20 protein-coding genes and 1 tRNA gene are annotated in these 19,689 nt (G+C 61.1%); 4 read left to right on the top strand and 17 right to left on the bottom strand.

The genetic code is table 11. The annotated features are described in order from the left end of the window. Positions 1-62: 62 nt before the first annotated feature. The 5 genes from NE851_RS19695 to NE851_RS19675 form a co-directional block, all read right to left on the bottom strand. Complete coding sequence (locus tag NE851_RS19695; RefSeq protein ID WP_047614813.1) at positions 63-485, bottom strand: nuclear transport factor 2 family protein; 423 nt, start codon at positions 483-485, stop codon at positions 63-65. A 177-nt stretch (positions 486-662) separates the two neighbouring features. Further along, positions 663-2,147: a trigger factor gene (gene tig / locus NE851_RS19690; protein WP_097543846.1), complete on the bottom strand. Its 1,485-nt coding sequence runs from the start codon at positions 2,145-2,147 to the stop codon at positions 663-665. 198 nt (positions 2,148-2,345) lie between these two features. Next, positions 2,346-2,430 (bottom strand) — tRNA-Leu (locus tag NE851_RS19685). 152 nt (positions 2,431-2,582) lie between these two features. Next, entirely contained in the window at positions 2,583-3,173 is a 591-nt protein-coding gene (locus NE851_RS19680; protein ID WP_047615681.1) for a GDYXXLXY domain-containing protein, read from the bottom strand. Next, on the bottom strand, positions 3,170-4,288 hold the full coding sequence (locus NE851_RS19675) for a DUF2157 domain-containing protein (protein WP_097543845.1): 1,119 nt from the start codon (positions 4,286-4,288) through the stop codon (positions 3,170-3,172). Before NE851_RS19675 ends, NE851_RS19680 begins: the two co-directional genes overlap by 4 nt. 872 nt (positions 4,289-5,160) lie before the next feature. On the opposite strand from NE851_RS19675, the gene NE851_RS19665 reads away from it, so the two are divergent. From NE851_RS19665 to trmFO, 3 genes are all read left to right on the top strand, one after another. Next, positions 5,161-5,307 carry a DUF1127 domain-containing protein gene (locus tag NE851_RS19665; RefSeq protein ID WP_003558908.1) on the top strand — a complete coding sequence of 49 codons (147 nt, stop codon included), beginning with the start codon at positions 5,161-5,163 and terminating at the stop codon, positions 5,305-5,307. Between the two features lie 294 nt (positions 5,308-5,601). Next, positions 5,602-5,745 carry a DUF1127 domain-containing protein gene (locus NE851_RS35375; RefSeq protein ID WP_003573524.1) on the top strand — a complete coding sequence of 48 codons (144 nt, stop codon included), beginning with the start codon at positions 5,602-5,604 and terminating at the stop codon, positions 5,743-5,745. Positions 5,746-5,838: 93 nt separating this feature from the next. Next, positions 5,839-7,272, top strand: a complete 1,434-nt coding sequence (gene trmFO, locus NE851_RS19655) for a methylenetetrahydrofolate--tRNA-(uracil(54)-C(5))-methyltransferase (FADH(2)-oxidizing) TrmFO (RefSeq protein ID WP_063475464.1) — start codon at positions 5,839-5,841, stop codon at positions 7,270-7,272. A 9-nt stretch (positions 7,273-7,281) separates the two neighbouring features. On the opposite strand, the gene NE851_RS19650 is transcribed toward trmFO, so the two are convergent. The 5 genes from NE851_RS19650 to yajC form a co-directional block, all read right to left on the bottom strand. Next, positions 7,282-7,749, bottom strand: coding sequence for a hypothetical protein (locus tag NE851_RS19650; protein WP_063475463.1), 468 nt, complete (start codon positions 7,747-7,749; stop codon positions 7,282-7,284). Positions 7,750-7,820: 71 nt separating this feature from the next. Further along, positions 7,821-8,678 carry a phytoene/squalene synthase family protein gene (locus NE851_RS19645; RefSeq protein ID WP_063475462.1) on the bottom strand — a complete coding sequence of 286 codons (858 nt, stop codon included), beginning with the start codon at positions 8,676-8,678 and terminating at the stop codon, positions 7,821-7,823. 2 nt (positions 8,679-8,680) lie between these two features. Then, positions 8,681-9,067 carry an Mth938-like domain-containing protein gene (locus NE851_RS19640; RefSeq protein WP_047614799.1) on the bottom strand — a complete coding sequence of 129 codons (387 nt, stop codon included), beginning with the start codon at positions 9,065-9,067 and terminating at the stop codon, positions 8,681-8,683. A gap of 4 nt (positions 9,068-9,071) precedes the next feature. Beyond that, entirely contained in the window at positions 9,072-11,612 is a 2,541-nt protein-coding gene (gene secDF / locus NE851_RS19635) for a protein translocase subunit SecDF (RefSeq protein WP_097623109.1), read from the bottom strand. 45 nt (positions 11,613-11,657) lie between these two features. Then, positions 11,658-12,005 (bottom strand): preprotein translocase subunit YajC, encoded by a 348-nt coding sequence (yajC, locus tag NE851_RS19630; RefSeq protein WP_047614795.1) that lies wholly within the window; start codon positions 12,003-12,005, stop codon positions 11,658-11,660. A 206-nt stretch (positions 12,006-12,211) separates the two neighbouring features. Here yajC and NE851_RS19625 point away from each other — a divergent pair, with 206 nt between their 5' ends. Beyond that, complete coding sequence (locus NE851_RS19625) at positions 12,212-13,084, top strand: ATP-binding protein (RefSeq protein WP_047614793.1); 873 nt, start codon at positions 12,212-12,214, stop codon at positions 13,082-13,084. Positions 13,085-13,175: 91 nt separating this feature from the next. Here the strand turns inward: NE851_RS19625 and NE851_RS19620 are convergent, their stop codons facing one another. The 7 genes from NE851_RS19620 to NE851_RS19590 form a co-directional block, all read right to left on the bottom strand. Beyond that, positions 13,176-14,780, bottom strand: coding sequence for a peptidoglycan DD-metalloendopeptidase family protein (locus NE851_RS19620; protein WP_097623108.1), 1,605 nt, complete (start codon positions 14,778-14,780; stop codon positions 13,176-13,178). A 244-nt stretch (positions 14,781-15,024) separates the two neighbouring features. Continuing rightward, positions 15,025-15,678: a protein-L-isoaspartate(D-aspartate) O-methyltransferase gene (locus NE851_RS19615; protein WP_047614790.1), complete on the bottom strand. Its 654-nt coding sequence runs from the start codon at positions 15,676-15,678 to the stop codon at positions 15,025-15,027. Then, complete coding sequence (surE, locus tag NE851_RS19610) at positions 15,675-16,448, bottom strand: 5'/3'-nucleotidase SurE (RefSeq protein WP_017964058.1); 774 nt, start codon at positions 16,446-16,448, stop codon at positions 15,675-15,677. Before surE ends, NE851_RS19615 begins: the two co-directional genes overlap by 4 nt. A 4-nt stretch (positions 16,449-16,452) precedes the next feature. Then, positions 16,453-17,736 (bottom strand): serine--tRNA ligase, encoded by a 1,284-nt coding sequence (gene serS, locus NE851_RS19605; RefSeq protein WP_097543843.1) that lies wholly within the window; start codon positions 17,734-17,736, stop codon positions 16,453-16,455. A 99-nt stretch (positions 17,737-17,835) separates the two neighbouring features. Beyond that, the gene (tatC, locus tag NE851_RS19600; protein WP_097543842.1) at positions 17,836-18,663 is read right to left on the bottom strand and encodes a twin-arginine translocase subunit TatC; all 828 of its coding nucleotides are present in this window, start codon (positions 18,661-18,663) and stop codon (positions 17,836-17,838) included. Continuing rightward, positions 18,660-19,271 (bottom strand): Sec-independent protein translocase protein TatB, encoded by a 612-nt coding sequence (gene tatB, locus NE851_RS19595; RefSeq protein ID WP_097543841.1) that lies wholly within the window; start codon positions 19,269-19,271, stop codon positions 18,660-18,662. Before tatB ends, tatC begins: the two co-directional genes overlap by 4 nt. Before the next feature lie 51 nt (positions 19,272-19,322). Further along, positions 19,323-19,514, bottom strand: coding sequence for a twin-arginine translocase TatA/TatE family subunit (locus NE851_RS19590; protein ID WP_003538990.1), 192 nt, complete (start codon positions 19,512-19,514; stop codon positions 19,323-19,325). Between the last annotated feature and the right edge of the window lie 175 nt (positions 19,515-19,689).

Raw genomic sequence — 19,689 nt, 5'->3', positions numbered from 1 at the left:
CGCACCAAACCCCAAATCAAGTTTGACAACGCGCTTTGAAGCGCTCGGACTTTGGAGGCCGTTTAAGCGAGCTGGATGATCCGGCTCGTCTCGGCCACTTGCAGCGTGTCGACGAATTCGACGATCTTGACCGGTTTCCCATCCCGGAAATGGATCTTGTCGACGAATTCCGTATGGAAGCTCACACCCGATGGGATGTGCCTGACCTCGCCTTCGCGGTGGGCAAAGACCATGTGCTCATCTTCGTCGACATAGATGCCTGATGTCTTGATATTCGATAGATCCCATACCGTAATGAGCTGCGTTATCGCTTGGCGGAAAGCATGCCCGCTTGCTTCAGTCGAAAAGGGCGCCAGCCGTGTATTACCGGCCATGCGAAAGGTGCACCCCTCGCCGATCAGCGCCAGCGTGCCCTCGATATCGCCGCGGTCACGCACAGCATAGATTTCCTCCACAAGCTTCTTCATGTCATGCTTTGCAGTCATCTTCAGGTCCTCCCCACCATCAGCGAAATCTGCATCGAATTATACTTTATTGCAACTCTTTGTTGTTCCGGATGAATAGGCACAATGGAGTAGGCGGCGAGAATGAAACTGCCCCAGATAATAGAAAAAGGCCCCGCACGATGGCGAGGCCTTCCAAACTTCTGAACTGAAAAGCGATTATTCGGCGCTTTCGTCAGCCGCCTTCTTCTTCGGAGCAGCCTTCTTCTTCGGTGCGGCTTCTTCGCCTTCACCGGCCTCAGCTGCTTCGGCCTTGGCGGCAGCCTTCTTCTTCGGCGCGGCCTTCTTGGTCTCGGCCTTAGCCTCGCCTTCTTCCTCGGCGAGCAGTTCTTCCTTCGTCACCTTCTTGTCGGTAACGTCGATTTCGGTGAGCAGGTGATCGATGACCTTTTCTTCGAAGATCGGCGCGCGGATCGAAGCGGCGGCACCCGGCTGGCTGCGGAAGAATTCGAGGATCTGCTTTTCCTGGCCCGGATACTGACGCAGCTGATCGTAGATGGCGCGCTGCATTTCGTCTTCGCTGACTTCGACGCCTGCCTTTTCGCCGATTTCGGAGAGAACGAGGCCGAGGCGGACGCGACGCTCGGCGAGCGTCTTGTATTCCTCACGTGCCTTTTCTTCGGTCGTGTCTTCGTCCTCGAAGGTCTTGCCGGACTGGGCGAGGTCGTTGTTCACCTGGCTCCAGATGCCGTTATATTCGGCGTCGACGAGCGAATTCGGGGTCTCGAACTTGTACATCTCATCGAGCTGGTCGAGAATCTGACGCTTCAGCTTCTGGCGGGTCAGCGAGCCGTACTGCGATTCGATCTGGCCACGAACGATTTCCTTCAGGCGGTCGGCGGATTCGATGCCGAGCTTGGAGGCGAGTTCGTCGTTGATCTCGACAGCGCCGGGGGCTGCGACATCCTTGACGGTGACATCAAAGGTCGCTTCCTTGCCGGCGAGGTTCTTGGCCGGATAGTCGGCCGGGAAGGTCACGGTGATGGTCTTCTCGTCGCCAGCCTTGACGCCGACGAGCTGGTCTTCGAAGCCAGGAATGAAGCGGCCGGAGCCGAGCACCAGTTCGGCGCCCTGGTCGGTGCCGCCTTCGAAGGCTTCGCCGTCGACCTTGCCGACGTAATCCATGGTGATGCGGTCGCCGTTGGCGGCTTTGCCGGTCTTGGTCTCGTAGGCGCGAGCGCTTTCGGCGACCTTCAGGACCTGCTCGTTGACTTCGTCGTCCGAGATGTCGATGACTTCGCGCGTGACCTTGATGCCCTTGACCGACTTCAGTTCGATCGGCGGCAGCACTTCATAGGAGAGCGTGAATTCGAAATCCTGCTGGGCGGCGAGGATCTTGTCGGCTTCGTCCTTGTCTTCCGTCATGGCGATTTCCGGCTGCGTGGCCGACTTTTCGCCGCGGCTGGACAGGATGGCGGCCGGCTGCTCGCGGACGATCTCGTTGACGAGGTCGGCCATGATCGACTTGCCATAGACCTTCTTCAGGTGAGCAGCGGGGACCTTGCCCGGACGGAAGCCGTTGATGCGAACCTTGTCCTTCACATCGGCAAGACGCTCATTCATCTTGTCTTCCATGTCCTTGGCCGGGATAACGACCTTGATTTCGCGCTTCAGCCCTTCAGCGAGCGTTTCGATAACCTGCATGTCTTCCTACCTTCATGTCGTGGCGGCCGTGCCCAGACGCCGTTCGTTTCAATGAGCACGACGCCGGCAGCGTGCCGCGCGTGGCTTTTCCAATTCCATATCATTCCGCCCAAAGCGGAACGGCACTCGCGGGCTATTCGGGACAACTTTCAATTGTTCTGGAACAACCGATTCTCAGTCTCCCGCCTGCAAACAGCTTGGTGCGGGTAGAGAGACTTGAACTCCCACGCCTTGCGGCACCAGAACCTAAATCTGGCGTGTCTACCAATTTCACCATACCCGCGTTCACAAAACCGCATGCCTATGCCTGCGCATGAGGCCTTCCGGAGCGCGGCGTCTCTATATCACCCGATTTGGCCGAGGCAAAGGAAAAATGAACGGTCAATGACGGCGATCTGCGCTTCAGAAGCCGCCCTGCCAAGAAGTGCCGCCGGATCAGTAAAGCGGCTCGTCGTAAACCGGCTTGCCGTCAACGAGAAGGCTGCGAATCTGCGGGCTTCCATCAGGCGAAACCCGCACTGATATAGCGACATTGCCGTCATTGCGGGCCTCCTCGATCGGCTTGCCCTCGCCTTCCGGAACGTAATAGCGCTCGATGCCGTATTCGACACGGATGCTGTCGCCCGCGGCAAGTCCGCCGCTGTAGAATGGCTGGCTGCGCAGGATCACGGTCTCCGGCTGCGGCGACAGTTCATGAAAGGACGATTCGATCACCGTCCAGAAACCGTCCTCCTGCTTCTTCAACCGAACCCATAATACGCGTTCGCCGGGCTCGGCCGGAATGCCACCGGAAACCGTCTGCACCGGCACCGAAGAAATGTCGTAGTTCAAGACGACGTAATCGCCGCGCAGGAAATCGCGCGGGTCGACGGGCGCCGTCTTCAGCAGCACCTCGGCGCCATTGCTGAGGATAGACGCCCGGCTCTGGATGATCGTGCCGAGGATAAGGGTCTGCAGACCGGCGACGATGATCGCCGAAAAGAGATAACCCCTACCTGATTGCAGCCTTGCCATGAACGAGCTCATGCGCGCTCCCCCTGTCCATTCGCCGACTGTGCATTCGCCGAAAAACGCCGCTCGAGACGGATGACGATCCACGCGACAAGTGCCACCACGAGACCGGAGAACAGGAAGAGGCTCGACGTACCGAGGATCGAGCCGACGGTGACGGAGGCAAGATACAGCATCTCGGCGGCAAAGGTGGTGTAGGCGAGATAACGCACCGCGCCGTTATTCCTGCCATGCAGGGCGATTGCCAGCACGGAAGCGGCAAGCGTCGCCACGCCAAGCACCACCAGCCGCCAGCCGTCCTCGATCTCGATATGCAGCAGCAGGAAGCCGATCGCGGCGACAAGGAAGCTGTAGAAGGCCGGGGCCGCACCGGCGCTCCTGACCAGGGAGGCGATCCGCGGGAGCGGCAACGCCGTCAGGACGAAGGCCACCATGCCGCCGATCGCGAAGGCGAGCGCCACGGCGATCTCCTCATAGAGAGTATAGAGCCAGGCGAGCCAGCCGATCAAAAGCAGATAGGCCAGATGGCGGGCCCGCTCGGCGCCGGTATACCGCACCAGGGCGATTGTGATCGCCGCCATGATGGGCACCATCCAGGGATCGAAGCCTATCCAATGCGTGTCGTTATTCTGCAGGTAGACGGCGAACGACGCCCAGGAGAGGAAGCCGGCGACGATGGTCACGGCGCCCGAACGGAACAGGATTGCCGAGATCGTCGCGATGGCGAACCAGAGATACATCACCGTCTGCTCGTCGCCGGAGAGATGATACATCTGCCCGACAAGTGAGATGGCGCCGCCGAAACTCATCGCGCCGATGACCAGCAAGCCGCTTGCGGCCGCTGTCGAACCGCGGGCAAGCATCCGGGCGGCGGCGATGTGCACCACCCAGATCAGCGCGAGGATGCCGCCGACGCGGACAAGGCGCGGGATGGCCTCCCAGTTGGAGGCGACGACCAGCAGGATGGCAGCGGCAAGCAGCACCGCCGCCAGCGCCATCAGCACCCTGCCGAGGCTGAAACTTGCCGGGCGGCTGTCATATTCGGCGAGAAGTGCGCTTGCCGTTTCCTGACCGAGCAGGCCCTTGCCCACCCAGAGGGAGAGATCCCGCTCCAATCTGCCGCGATACATGCTCCACCCCTTATTTCCGCGACGCCGACTGCGGCACTGCGGCTCTCGCCGTTATAGACGCAGCAGAGGTGTTCGCAAACGCTCCTGCGGCAAATATACAAGTTCCTCATTGGTCTAACTTGTATCGAGTGTTAACCGGCCGCTAACGTCAGAAGCGCTAATATAGACATATGAACGGAGAGGCATGCGCATTACGCATACCACTCATGAATTTATTGCACTGCAAAATAATCATTAGTCATACTATTTGTTTGAGGTATCGAAGCACGGGGATGGCGCCCCGGCCCGGCATCAGCCGGACGCCCGCGGATGCTTGTCCGTGACGAGATTCGCAGCTGCGCACTCCTCCTCCCAGCGCGCTGCGATAGGCTGGCAACACTCCTCCTCCCAGTTGCCAGTCACCATAACACGCCCGCCGGATCCTCCCCCGGCGGGCGTTTTTGTTGAGCGACAGCCCGATTAAAGCATTGACGGTCCGGGGCTTTCCCTCGCATGGCGCCGTCGCGCCACATTATCGCCACACCGCCCCACCGAGCCTGCAGACAAATGGGCGGCTTCCAATTTGAAGCGAAACACTTCTTTGCTCCGGCTGGGCGGGCGGCTTCACCGGAGAGCGCGGCGTTTTTCGACAACGGCACGCCATTGGTCGCTCTCAACCGGATTGCTTCCCCAAGAGTCATTCTGCCTATTCGTTGACCAAAAAACGGTAAGTCTGCGTCAAATACCCCTGGAGCATTGCGTATGCCGCATAGGTGATTTGAAAACTTGGCTGTTTTAGTCTTTTGCGCCGCAACATATATTCCAGTCATCAAATAGAGGTCAGCGCCGATCGGTGGCTGCTGGCAGATGAAACCCTCGGAAAGGGGCTTAACATGAACTTCTCTCGCTCTTTCAATAACTGGCGCAAGTATCGTCAGACCGTCACGGAACTTGGCCGCATGACCAACCGCGAATTGCATGATCTCGGCATCGACCGTTCGGATATCCATCGCGTTGCCCGTGAGGCTTCTGCCCGCTAATTCCAGGCGATCGCGGCTCCTCCCAAGCGCGATTGTTCTCGATTGAAACGCCCGCTGTACCCACAGCGGGCGTTTTCTTTTGTCTGCATGCGGCTGGCACCGCGGTTGCATGTTTTTCCGCTTCTTTAGCCCGCTCAAAAAATATTCACCGCCCAATTTACGAGCATCACATTGCACAATTGCATGGCAGACGCCTTTTATTTGCACTGCACAATAGGACCGATATCGCCTATATAAACACCAACCGCAGAGAGACAGGCGATCCCGCCGTCCCGCGGACATAGGAAGAAAACGATGAACCCGATCCGCATTGCAAAAAGCTGGCTCAGCTACCGCCGTACGCTCAACGAACTCGGCGGCCTTTCCAACCAGACCCTGTCCGATATCGGCGTCAGCCGCTACGACATCCGCAATATCGCATCCCGCTCGTTCCGTTAATAACGGGCACGATGCTTCCAAGACGGCGCCATCAGGCGCCGTTTTTGATTCCGGGGTGTTGGATCGCACCTGCCGACATGATATCAGCCCGGGATGAACACGACCTCCTCCTATTCCCCCATCCACGTCGTCGGCGGCGGGCTTGCCGGTTCGGAAGCCGCCTGGCAGATCGCCAGTTCCGGCATTCCCGTCATCCTGCATGAAATGCGCGGCGTACGCGGCACCGATGCGCACAAGACCGACGGCCTGGCCGAACTCGTCTGCTCCAACTCCTTCCGCTCCGACGATGCGACTAGCAATGCCGTCGGCGTCATCCATGCCGAAATGCGCATGGCGGGCTCGCTGATCATGGCCGCTGCCGATCGATGCCAGGTGCCGGCCGGCGGCGCACTCGCCGTCGATCGCGATGGCTTCTCTGAGGCCGTGACCAAGGCAATCCACGAGCACCCGCTCATCACGGTCGTGCGGGAAGAGATCACCGGCCTGCCGCCCCGCGACTGGGATCTCGCCATCGTCGCCACCGGACCGCTGACGGCGCCGTCGCTCGCAAACGCTATCCAGGCGGAAACGGGCGAGGATTCGCTCGCCTTCTTCGACGCCATCGCGCCGATCGTCTACCGCGAGAGCATCGACATGGATATCTGCTGGTATCAGTCGCGCTACGACAAGGTCGGTCCCGGCGGCACCGGCAAGGATTACATCAACTGTCCGATGGACGAGGCGCAGTACAATGCCTTCGTCGACGCGCTGGTATCAGGCGACACGGTCGGTTTCAAGGAATGGGAAGGCACGCCCTATTTCGACGGCTGTCTGCCGATCGAAGTGATGGCCGAACGCGGCCGCGAGACGCTGCGCCACGGGCCGATGAAGCCGATGGGGCTGACGAACGCGCATAATCCGACGGTCAAGGCCTATGCCGTCGTGCAGCTGCGGCAGGACAATGCGCTCGGCACGCTCTACAATATGGTCGGCTTTCAGACGAAACTGAAATATGGCGCACAGGCGGACATCTTCCGGATGATCCCGGGTCTGCAAAATGCAGAATTTGCCCGTCTCGGCGGCCTGCACCGCAACACCTATATGAACTCCCCCACCCTGCTCGACCCGTCGCTGACGCTGAAATCGCGGCCCGGCCTGCGCTTTGCCGGTCAGATCACCGGTTGCGAGGGTTATGTCGAAAGCGCCAGCGTCGGGCTGCTGGCCGGGCGTTTCGCCGCCGCCGAACGCAAGGGCGAAGCGATCTCGCTGCCGCCGGCGACGACGGCGCTCGGCTCGCTGCTCGGCCATATCACCGGTGGTCATATCGTCACCGACGAGGAGCCGGGTAAACGATCGTTCCAGCCGATGAACATCAATTTCGGGCTGTTTCCGGAGCTCCAACCCGGTTCGATCGTAAAACCCGAAGGCGTCAAGCGTTTCCGCGGCAAGGACAAGACGATCATGAAGCGGCAACTGATCGCGCGCCGCGCGCTGGCAGACTGCGCCGCCTGGCTTGGCCAGAGTCTGACGCTTGCCGAGAGCGCCTGACCGGCGCTTCTACTGCTTGTTCGCCGCCGGCAGATTGCCGGATGGCAGGTCCTTATCCGGCTCGGCAATATAATTGCCGAGCAGCCAGAGCGACACTTCGGAAGCCTCCTTGGCGGAAGCGAATTCAAAATCACCATTGTGATGGGGCGCATCGAGGAAGTCGACCATCAGTCCCCTGCCCGTTTCCGAACCGACGACACGCACGCGGCCCGGCTCGATCAGATGGCAGGCGAAGTGGCGCGACATGTTGCGCATGAAGCCCGCCTTGTTATCGTGCAGGCGTACGAAGATTGCCTGGCCGTTTTCCGTCGCCTGCAACTGGCGGATCGCCTCGGTCGGAAAGGCGCGGCCGAACTCGATGATGGCGAGGCCCGTGTCATGCAGGCCATCTTCCTTGTTCTGCGCGGCCATGCGTGTGGCCACAAAAGCAAAGAAAACAACGATGGCGAAAAGAACGCACCAGACGATAATGCCCACGCCGAGTCTCCGATCAAAGGGTAGCGGTGGAAGTGTTGTACCGCGCGAGACTTGCGCGAATTTGACCGATGTCAGATTTTCCGGCGTGCCGCAGCCAGCCCCATCCGCAGCTGGCGGCGCCATTGCGGCGGCTGCAGCGGATGGTCGAACAGCGAGGCGCCGCGTTTTTGCGCCTTGACGAGCACCGGTTCGGCGAGCACCGTCGGCAGGAAGGCTGGAAACACGGCTGCCGCAATCGGCCCTGCCGCTCTCGCCTTCGCCAGATGTTCGCGACCAAGACCGGCAAAAGCCTCGATGGCGGCGGAGATGCGCGCCCTGTCGTCGCCGGCAAGGAAGGTATCGCGGTCGAGACCGGTTGCCGACAGGATCTGCAGCGGAATATAGACCTGGCCGCGGCGGCGATGCAGCGGCATCAGCAGCAATAGCCCGGCGACGGCCTGGGCAACGCCGGCATGGCCGGCAGCGTCGGCCGATCGTGCGGCCTCCTCAGGCGAAAGCACGAGGCTTGCCAGCTGGATCAGGGCGGATGCCGTCTCGCCGGCGTAACCTTCAAGCGAGAGACGGGTCTCCATCGGATCGTCATAGAGATCGAAAGTGCGGGCCTCGATCATGTCGATCAGCGTCTTGCGCGGCAGACGGTGCGTTTCGATCGCGGCCAGAAGTGCAGAGGCGACGGGATTGGCCGCCGTCGAGCCATGTGCGCTGCCTTCCAGCAGATCGTGCCAATATTGCAGCCTGACTTCGCCAGGCAACGGCTCGTGCACGAGATCGCGGACGCGGGCAAGCTCGGCATTAAAGACATAGAGAGCTGCAAGCGCGCCGCGCTTTTCCTCCTGCGACAGCAGACAGGCGAGATAGCGGTCGCGATCGCTGTCACGCAGCATCGCCAGGCAGATCTCCTGGTTCGTCGTACTATTCGCTTCCGTCATCGTCAGACCGCGATCAATGCCGCGGCGACGGCGCGCTGCTCCGAGAGCATGATATTGAAGGTGCGCACCGCAGCCCCGGTGCTCATCGGATCGGAGGAGATGCCGCGCGATTTCAGCGCCAGCTTCAATTCCTCGGGCAGACGGCGAAGCTCGGTTCCGGTGCCGACGAGCAAAACTTCGATATCACTAGCCTCATCCAGCACACGGCGGAAATTTTCCGGCGACAGCGGTTTCGACATATCCATGTCCCAGCCATGAATGCCGGAAGGCAGGCAAAGGATCGAGCCGCGATGCGACATGTCGGCAAAACGGAAACCGCCATTGCCGTAAGTGTCGATCGGGGCGCGCCCGGGGAAATGCGCAGCGCGGATTTCTATGCCTTTTGCCATGTTTTCAAACCACCGTGCCGGATTTTACACCAGCATCCGTCTTGTTGCTCTCTTCCCCGTCGGGAGCCTCCGGCCGCAGCCGGAAGACGATCAATACAGGAGCGGCGATATAGATCGAAGAGAAAGTGCCGAGAGCGACGCCGAAGAGCATCGTAAAGGTGAAGGAGCGGATGACGTCGCCCCCGAAGAGATAGAGTGCGAGCAAGGCGAGCAGCGTCGTCGCCGCGGTCAGAACGGTGCGCGACAGCGTCTGGTTGATCGAGGCATCGATCAGGATCGGCAGCGGCATCTTCTTGTATCGCTTGAGATTCTCGCGCATGCGGTCATAGACCACGACCGTGTCGTTCAGGGAATAACCGACGATGGTCAGGACCGCGGCGATGCTCGTCAGATTGAACTCGATGCCGGTGAGGACGAAAAGACCGAGCATGATGATGACGTCGTGCAGCGTTGCGACGATGGCGCCGACTGCGAACTGCCATTCGAAGCGGATCCAGATGTAGATCAGGATCGCCGCCAGCGCTGCCAGCACGCCGAGCGTCGCCATCATCGTCAATTCGCCCGAGATGGCGGGGCCGACGACCTCGACTCGGCGGAAATCATAATCCTCCTGGAGCTCGCCGCGCACCAGCGTCGCCGCCGACTGTTCGGCATTCTCGCCGCCGCCCTGGGAAGCGATGCGGATCCGCGCGTTCGCCGGGCCGCCGGTACGCTCGACACTGATATCGCCAAGATTGAGATCATTCAGACGCGAGCTGAGATCGGCGATGTCGGCATTGCCCTGCTTCGCCGTTACCTCGATCAGCGAGCCGCCGGTGAAATCGATGCCGAGATGCAGACCGACGGTGGCAAAAGCGGCCATGGCGATCAGCGAAATAACCGCCGAGGCCGTGAAGACATAACGGCGGATCCCCATGAAACGAATATTGGCATGCTCGAAAAGATGGGTCAGGACACTCTTCGGCAGATGCCGGGGATGGCGCCGTCTCAGCCAGGCGCCGACGATCGAGCGCGTCAGCGTGAAAGCCGTGAAGACGGTCGTCAGGATGCCGACCGCCAGCGTCACCGCGAAACCGCGGATGGTTTCGCTGCCGAGGAAGAAGAGGATAATGGCGGCGATGAAGATCGTGACATTCGCGTCGACGATCGTTGCGAATGCGCGCGAGAAACCCCGGCCGACGGCCTCCGCAAAGGAATGGGTGGTTTTCTCTTCTTCCCGGATGCGCTCGTAGATCAGCACGTTCGAGTCGACGGCCATGCCGACGATGAGCACGATGCCGGCAATGCCCGGCAAGGTGAGCGTCGCGCCGGCAAGGCTGAGCACCGCGACGATGAGGATCAGGTTGAAGAAGAGCGAGACGACGGCGATGACGCCGAGAATACGGTAAAGCGCGATCATCAGCGCTGCGACGAGCACAACGGCGACGAGGCCGGCAATAAGGCCGCTGAAGATGGAATCGGCGCCGAATGTGGGGCTGACGCTACGCTCCTCAACGCTCGTCAGCGTCGCCGGCAAGGCGCCGCCGCGCAGCATGATGGCAAGGTCGCGGACGCCATCCTCGGAGAAGTTTGCCGAAATCCGGCCCTCACCGCCGGTGATCGCCGCATCGATGACCGGTGACGACATTACCTGGTCATCGAAAACGATGGCAAGGTGCTTGCCGATATTCTGCCCGGTCGCCTGCGCCAGCCGCTGCGTGCCCTCGGCGTCGAGACGGTAGGTGATCGAGGTATCCTGCGTCTGCGGGTCGACGACAGGCTCGATATCGACCATGTTGCTGCCGGTGACGAAGGCGGTGCGGTCGACGAGATAAGGTACCGGCGGATCGTCCAGCGAATAGAGCACCTGCGATGTGGCCGGCCAACGGCCGTTCAGCGCTTCCTGCCCCGACATGCTTTCATCGATCAGATGAAAGGAAAGCTTGGCCGGCTGGTTCAGGATGTTTTTCAGCCGCTCCGCATCGAGCGAGCCCAGCACCTGGACGACAATTCGATCGGCGCCATCGGGGCGAACGAGGAAATTGTCATAGCCGAATCCGGCGATGCGGCGGCCTACGATATCGAGCGACCGGGTCCGGGCCGAGGCGACGTCGGCGGTAATGCCGGCGTCGGAAATCTGCAGCGAAAGTTGCCCCTCCCCGCCCTGCTGCAGCGCGATCTCTGGTCCTGAACGTCCCGCAGCCGTCGTCAAAGGCTTGAGGAGATCGACCGCCGCCTGTGTCTGGGCCGGATCGGTGATCCGGACGGTGACGGTCTGGTCATTGCCGGTCAGCCCGGTGTAGCGGATGCCGGCGCCGCGCAGCGCGTTGCGCACATTGGCGACCGCCTGCTCCAGGCGGTCCTTGACGATATCGGAACGCTCGACCTTCAGAACGATATGCGAACCGCCCTGCAGGTCGAGGCCGAGCGTCATGCGGTCGTGGCGCAACCAGTCCGGCAGAGAGGAACGCTGCGCCTCGGTCAGCAAATTGGGCGCAGCGATGACGATGGCCGCAAACGCGACCAGCCAAATCAGAAGTGTTTTCCAGCGGGAAAAATGCAACATTCTCTCGACGATCTTCCGATCCGGCGGTCCTGCCGTTATCGCTTGTTACGCTGCGTCGGCCTTGACTGGTTCACCCTTGACGCGGACGTCCGAAATGCCGCTGCGGACGATACGCACGCGAACGCCTTCAGCGATCTCGACTTCAACTTCCTTGTCGTCGATGACCTTGGTGACCTTACCGACGAGACCGCCACCGGTGACGACCTGGTCGCCGCGACGGATCGCCTTCAGGGTCTCCTCACGCTTTTTTGCCTGTGCGCGCTGCGGACGGATCAGCAGGAAGTACCAGACGACCATCAGCGGCACGAACAGGATGATCATTTCGAAACCGGAGCCGCCGAATCCCGTTGCGGTATCGGTCGCGCTCTGGGCGAATGCCGGGGTGATGAACATGCTAAACTCCTCAGGCTTGGGCGGCGGAACTCCGCCTCTCTTTTCAGGTTGCCGGACTATAGTTACCGCTTCGATGAATGCAACAGAAACAGCCGGAAACAGTACCGATTCCGCTGCCTCATAACCTTTCCGCCGTCAAAACGCCATGGTACCCGGCATCCAAAGATCAAAGCAGATTGCCGCAGTGAGAAATCAGGAGGCCACCGATGACCGAGGAAATCAACACAGCCCTGCTTGCCGAACTGAGACGGCTCGCAGACGCCGTCGAGCGTCTTGCCGGACCGGCGCCTACCCTCAACGACTGGGATGCCGCCGACTGTTTCGTCTGGGCACCATCGCGCCAGCATCTGCAGCCGGTCAAGCGACCGAACCGGGTGGCATTGAAGCTCATCCGCGGCGTCGATCACGTGCGCGACATCCTGCATGAGAATACGGTGCGTTTCGCCGACGGTTATGCCGCCAACAATGTGCTGCTCTGGGGCGCGCGCGGCATGGGCAAATCCTCGCTGGTCAAGGCCGTGCACGAGGATGTCAGGCGCGAAAGCGGCGTCTCGCTGAAGCTGGTCGAAGTCCATCGCGAGGATATCGCCAGCCTTCCCAACCTGCTCGACCTGTTGAAGGACACACCGCACCGCGTGATCGTCTTCTGCGACGATCTCTCTTTCGATCACGACGACACCGCCTACAAGTCGCTGAAGGCAGCGCTCGACGGCGGCGTCGAAGGACGACCGGACAATGTGCTCTTCTACGCCACCTCCAACCGGCGCCATCTTCTGCCGCGGCACATGATGGAAAACGAGCAGTCGACGGCGATCAATCCGTCGGAGGCGGTCGAGGAGAAGGTTTCGCTTTCCGACCGCTTCGGCCTCTGGCTCGGCTTCCATAAATGCAGCCAGGAGGATTATCTCGGCATGATCGACGGCTATGCCGATCACTTCAAGCTCGGGCTCGACCGCAGCAAGATGCATGCGGAGGCGCTGGAATGGGCGACGACCCGCGGCGCGCGCTCCGGCCGTGTCGCCTGGCAGTATATCCAGGATCTGGCCGGGCGCATGCGCGTTCACATCGACAGAGCCTAAATCGCCTAGCATCAGGCGCAGTTCGGACGACATGCCAAAAAACAAAAGCCCGGCGGGTGGCCGGGCTTTTGCGCTTCCTGGTACGCTGTACCTATTCCAGGAAAGTCATCGGGTTGACCGGGGACGCGTCCTTGCGCACCTCGAAATGGACCTGCGGCTGCTTGACGTCGCCGCTCATTCCGGAGACCGCGACGGTCTGGCCGCGCTGGATCTTCTGGCCGCGAGTGACGCTCAGCGTATCGGCGTTGCCGTAGACGGTGACGGTGCCGTCGTCGTGACGGACGAGAACCGTGTTGCCGAGTTCCTTCAGGCCGTTGCCGGCATAGATGACGACGCCGTTTTCGGCAGCCTTGATCGGCGTGCCCTGCGGTACCGAAATATCGATGCCGTCATTGCGGTTGCCGTTGACGTTGGCGCCGTATGAAGCAATGACCTGGCCGCGCACCGGCCAGCGATATTTGCCGATGCCGGTCGATTCCGGCGCGTCGGAGCTGACGTCCGACTTCTTCTCGACATCGTCGACGGTCTGGGTGGCAGCCGGCGCCTTGTAGGGCGCGGGCTGAACGGAAGCCGTCTGCTGGGCGGCAGCCGGCTGGGTCGGCTTCGGATCGACCTTCTCGGCCGGGATCGAGGCGGTCTTGATGTTGTCGGCGGTGCCGTTCGGGATCTTCAGGGCTTGACCGACGCGCAGCGAGCTAGCCGAAAGACTATTGGCGACCTTGAGATCGTCGACATTGGTACCGGTCGCCTTGGCGATCTTTGCCAGCGAATCGCCTTGCTTGACGACATAGGTGCCGGCGGGCGCTTTCGGATCCTTGCCGGCGCCGACCGGAAGCTTGCCGGTGACATCGGCGTTCGCCATGGTCTTGTCGCGGGCGGAATTGGCGCCTGGAACGACAGCGACATTCTGCTCCGGCGCCTTGACCGGCTCCGGCAGCTTGCCGGGCTTGGAGAGATCGGCCGTCTGCGATGCCGCCTTGGCGGCATTGCCGCCGTTGAAGGTCGGGATCAGGATCGCCTGGCCGGGTTGGGCGGCAGATGCGGTCTTCAGATTGTTGACGCGAAGGATTTCCTTTTCCGGAACACCGAAGCGCCTGGAGAGCGTGGCAATGTTTTCACCCGGACGCAGCGCCACCGAAGGGGCATTGGTTGCGGACCAGCCGGAAACCCTCGGCGTCGTGCCTGTCGTCAAAGAATCGGGCGTCACCTTGGGTGCCGCCGGCGCCACCAACCGCGGCTTTTCAGCCTGCGGCGTAGCCGGGAAAGGCTGGGCGAGCGCAACTTCCTTTTCCCGCTGGCGGGATGGCGCCACAGCCGACGGTGCGGCAAGTTCTGTCCGCTGTACCGAGACCGGCGCGGAAGCCAGACGCGCGCTCGAGCTCGACGCGCGGATCGGATCGTAACTTGGGCGGGCGGGATAAGGCTGATTCAGCGCGTCATTGCCGCCGCCATAGCCCTGCTGGCTCGCAACGGCCGAACCGCCGAGATCGGCACGCGGCACCGGATCACCCTGAGAACCGTTCATATTCCTGCGCGGAATGGAACTTGTGGTGATCTGATCCTGCCCTGAGGAGGAAAACAAGCCGCCAAACCGTGTCACATCGGAACTGCAGCCCGTTGCGGCACTTGCCAGCAGGCCAACAACCAGAAGATTACCGGCCGACTTCCCGAACTTTGGCGAAAGACTGAAACGCATGACTCGACCCACTGAGAACGCAACCATTTGTGAGTCTATTAAAACGCGTTAGTATTACCACGCGGTTAAGATGCTGGAATCAGTGCGATATTTTTGAGAAGTTGATAACCATAGGCTTAGGGGTAAAAAATCGCAGTGCGCAGAGCATGATGCCCAAAACTTCGAGCGCTTTTCTGATTGTGATGCATATTCAGATTTCAGGCCGATCCGGCCGAAAAACATTTATGCCTGCGGCAGCCAGGCCCTACAGCAGCGAGGCAAGCCGCGGAACGATCGGCAGATAGGGAGCTTCGAACAGTTCCTCGCGTTCGAAACGGCTGCCGGTTTTCGTCAGCCGCACCATGCGGCACTCGTTTTCTGAAATCATCAGTGGCGCGATCATCGAACCGCCGGAAACGAGCTGGTCGGTATAAAAGCGCGGCATGGCATTGAAGGCGGCCGTCACCAGGATGCGGTCGAAAGTTCCCTCTCCCTGCATGCCGGCGCTTCCGTCGGCATGGCGAACGATGACGCTGCGCAGACCAAGCGATTCCATGCGTCGCTGCGCTGCCGTGGTCAGCGTCTTGTAGCGGTCGATGGACAGAACACGCTCGGCCATGCGGCCCATGACGGCGGCGGTAAAGCCGCTGCCGGTGCCGATCTCCAGAACGCGCTGTCCTGGTTTGAGCTTCAGGTGATGCAGGATGCGGACGGCAAAATCGATGCCTTCGAGGAAGGAGCCGCATTCGATCGGTATCGTCCGGCTCGAATAGGCGTCGTCGGCGAATTGCGGCGGCACGAACAGTGACCGCTGCGTCTGCTCGACCGCCGTCAGCAGATCGAGGTCGGAGATGCCTTCGGCACGCAATCTGAGGACGAGCGCCGCAAAGCCCTCCTTCTCCGCCAGTTTAGCCGTCAAACTTGTGCTCCGTATCCCAAGGCCCGCGCCACGCGGTCCGTCACGGAATAATCGGTCAGATCAAGTTTCAAAGGCGTTACCGAGATCTTATTATGCTTCAAGGCGTGAATATCGGTGCCTTCGATGAAGGCGCCGGCGCGTTCGCCGAACTTCAGCCAGTAGTAGGGAAAGCCCCGGCCATCGGAGCGCGCGTCGACCTGCAGGTTGAAGGCGAGCTTGCCCTGCATGGTCACCTCCGCGCCATCGACCTCGTCGGGACGGCAGTTCGGGAAATTGAGATTGAGGAACGTGCCCTCCGGCAGGTCCAGCACCATCAGCTTTTCCAGGAGCGCTGGGGCATGCGTTTCGCAGACCTCCCACGGCACGATGCGCGCGCCGTCCTCATAGAGATAGGCCTGGCTCAGCGCGAAGGAGCGCACGCCCTGCATCGTGCCCTCGATGGCGCCGGCGATCGTGCCGGAATAGGTGACGTCGTCGGCAACGTTCGAACCTGAATTGACGCCTGACAGCACGAGATCCGGCTTGATGTCCATCACCTGCCGGATGCCCATGATGACGCAATCGGTCGGCGTGCCGCGCAGCGCGAAATGCTTGTCGGAAATCTTGCGCAGCCGCAACGGTTCAGACAGGCTCAGCGAATGGGCCAGGCCGCTCTGGTCGGTTTCGGGCGCAACGATCCAGACATCGTCGGACAGCGTGCGCGCGATCCGCTCCAGGGCGGCGAGCCCTTCGGCGTGAATGCCGTCGTCATTCGTAAGCAGGATGCGCATCGCCTCAGGCCGCCCGTTCGATCTTGGTCAATCCGCCCATATAGGGGAGCAAAACGTCCGGAATCGTGACGGAGCCGTCCTCGTTCAGATAATTTTCAAGGACAGCGATCAGGCAGCGACCGACGGCGGTGCCGGAACCGTTCAGCGTGTGGACGAACCTGTTGTTCTTGTCATCCTTGCCGCGGTAGCGCGCATTCATCCGCCGGCCCTGAAAATCACCGCAGACCGAGCAGGAGGAAATTTCGCGGAAGGCATTCTGTCCCGGCAGCCAGACTTCGAGGTCGTAAGTCTTGCGCGAACCGAAGCCCATGTCGCCGGTGCAAAGCGTCATGGTGCGGAAATGCAGGCCGAGGCGTTTCAGCACCTCCTCGGCGCAGGCGGTCATCCGTTCGTGCTCGGCAACGGCGCTCTCGGCGTCGGTGATCGAGACGAGTTCGCATTTCCAGAACTGGTGCTGGCGCAGCATGCCACGCGTATCGCGGCCGGCGGATCCCGCTTCCGAGCGGAAAGACGGCGTCAATGCGGTGAAGCGGAGCGGCAGCTTGTCCTGATCGAGGATTTCTTCGCGCACCAGATTGGTGAGCGTCACTTCGGCCGTCGGGATCAGCCAGCGGCCGTCCGTCGTCCTGAAGAGATCCTCGGCGAATTTCGGCAGTTGGGCAGTGCCATAGACGGCCTCGTCGCGCACCATCAGGGGCGAGCTGACTTCGGTATAGCCGTGCTCGCTGGTGTGGAGATCGATCATGAACTGGCCGAGCGCGCGCTCGAGCTTGGCGAGCGGCCCGGTCAGAACCGTGAAGCGCGAGCCGGAGAGCTTGGCGGCGCGCTCGAAATCCATATAGCCGAGCGCCTCGCCGATTTCGAAGTGCTCCTTCGGCGCATGGTTCCAACGCGGCTTTTCGCCGACGGTGCGGGTGACGACATTGTCATGCTCGTCCTTGCCGACCGGGACGTCGTCGAAGGGAATGTTCGGGATGCGCGAGAGCGCGTCGTTGAGTTCGGCCGTCAGCTGCCGGTCTTCTTCCTCGACCGCCGGCAGCAGGGTCTTCAGTTCGGCGACCTCGGCCTTCAACTTCTCGGCAAGCTCGCCGTTCTTCTGGGCCATCGCCGCGCCGATCTCCTTGGAGGCGATGTTGCGGCGGGACAGCAAATCCTGCGCCTTCTGCACGGCGGAGCGGCGCTTTTCATCGAGGGCGACGAGACTTTGGGCCAGAGGCTCCGCACCGCGCTTGGCAAGGGCGGCATCGAGCGCTTCGGGATTCTCACGGATCCATTTGATATCGAGCATCGTCGTTCCAGGTCGTTGCAACAGAAATGACCCGGCCAAAGCCTGACGGGCCTCGACCGGATGTTAAGCAGCGTTCACAAAGGGGATTGGGATCGCCGCTCAGACGCTGTCCGTCTTGGCAACGTCCGCGGATCCGGTGTCCTTTTCGACCGCCTGCCGGGCACGCTGGCGCTCCACGAGTCGCGCCGCATAGATGGAAATCTCGTAGAGAAGGATCGTCGGTATCGCAAGGCCGATCTGAGACATCGGGTCCGGCGGCGTCAGCACGGCAGCAACGACGAAGGCGAGGACGATGGCGAACTTGCGCTTTTCGGCAAGCCATTGCGACGTCAGCAGGCCAACACGGGCAAGCAGCGTGGTGACGACGGGAAGCTGGAAGACGAGGCCGAAGGAGAAGACCAGCGTCATGATGAGGCTCAGATATTCCGAGACCTTCGGCATCAGCGAAATCGCCACCTCGTCATGACCCGGCGCCTGCTGCATCGACAGGAAGAACCACATGACCATCGGCGTGAAGAAGAAATAGACGAGTGCCGCGCCCATCAGGAACAGGACCGGCGAGGCGATCAGGAACGGCAGGAAGGCCTGACGCTCGTTCTTGTAGAGGCCCGGCGCCACGAACTTGTAGACCTGGGCGGCAATGATCGGGAAAGCGACCACGAGACCGCCGAACATCGCCACCTTGACCTGGGTGAAGAAGAATTCCTGCGGCGCGGTGTAGATCAGCTGGGCCTTCTCGACGTCGAGATGCGCCCATTCCACGGCCGTCTTGTAAGGAATGACCAGATAGTTGAAGAGGTGCTTGGCAAAAAAGAAGCATATGATGAAGGCGACGAAAAACGCGCCGATCGACCACATCAGCCGCGTGCGCAGCTCCATCAGGTGCTCGATCAACGGCTGCGGCTTGTCTTCGATATCACCGCTCATGCCTCGTCCTTCTTCGTCTGCGCCGGCTTCTTCGGCGTTGCAGTCTTTTTGACTGCCGTCGTGCGCTTCGGTTTTTCCACGGGCACGGCAACGGCCGCCGCAGCATCGACCTTGTCGGTAGCCTTGAGGCGCGGCTTGCGCACGGGTTTCGGCTTGGCGGCAACCGTATCGGCCTGGACGATCGCTGCTGCGACGGGTTCAGGCTGCGCAGGCGCCGGCACCAGCGGCGGCGTTTCCGGCAGGCTCATCGACGGCGTCGGAGCCGAGACAGCAGCAGCCGGCACCTCGGTCTTGTTTTCCGTGACCACGGTCGACTTCTGCAGGTCGGCCTTGATCTCGTTGCCCATCTGGCGAAGCGGGTTCATCGCCTCGCGCAGGCTGTTGACCGGGTTGAGCTTCTGGGCGTCGCTGATCGTCTGGCGGACATCGTCAAGCTCGGCTTCGCGCAACGCTTCGTCGAACTGCGCACGAAATTCACCCGCGACCTTACGGGCGCGCTGCGTCATCTTGCCGAAAGCGCGCAGCATCGGCGGCAAATCCTTCGGACCGACCACCACGATCAGTACGACCGCAATGACCAAAAGCTCGGTCCAGCCAATATCGAACATGCAAGGCTCCTGGACGGGAAGCGCGGGGGCTGCGCTTTTTCCCGGACTTGGTTACTTCGTTTCGTCGGCCTTGTGATCGACGGTCTTTGCCGTATCCGGCGCGTCCTCGTCCGTCATGCCCTTCTTGAAGCTCTTGATGCCCTTGGCAACGTCGCCCATCAGTTCCGGAATCTTGCCGCGACCGAACAACAACAGCACGATGACCAGAACGATCAGCCAGTGCCACATGCTAAAAGAACCCATTACGCTAACTCCCTGTTTCTATGTTCCCACGATGTAAGGATTTCCGACACCGTTTCCAACATCAAGCCCTTTGAACTGCGCTTAATGTCACGGTATCGCCCTTTGTGACAAGCCATTGACCCGCCGAAAAGTGCTGGTTCTATTGTTTTCGCCATGCATGGCAAAAGCAAGACGC

This window comes from Rhizobium anhuiense bv. trifolii (assembly GCF_024346605.1).
Lineage (GTDB): Bacteria > Pseudomonadota > Alphaproteobacteria > Rhizobiales > Rhizobiaceae > Rhizobium > Rhizobium anhuiense.
The sequence above is the reverse complement of the archived record's forward strand: the minus strand, read 5'-3'. Positions and strand labels throughout refer to the sequence as shown.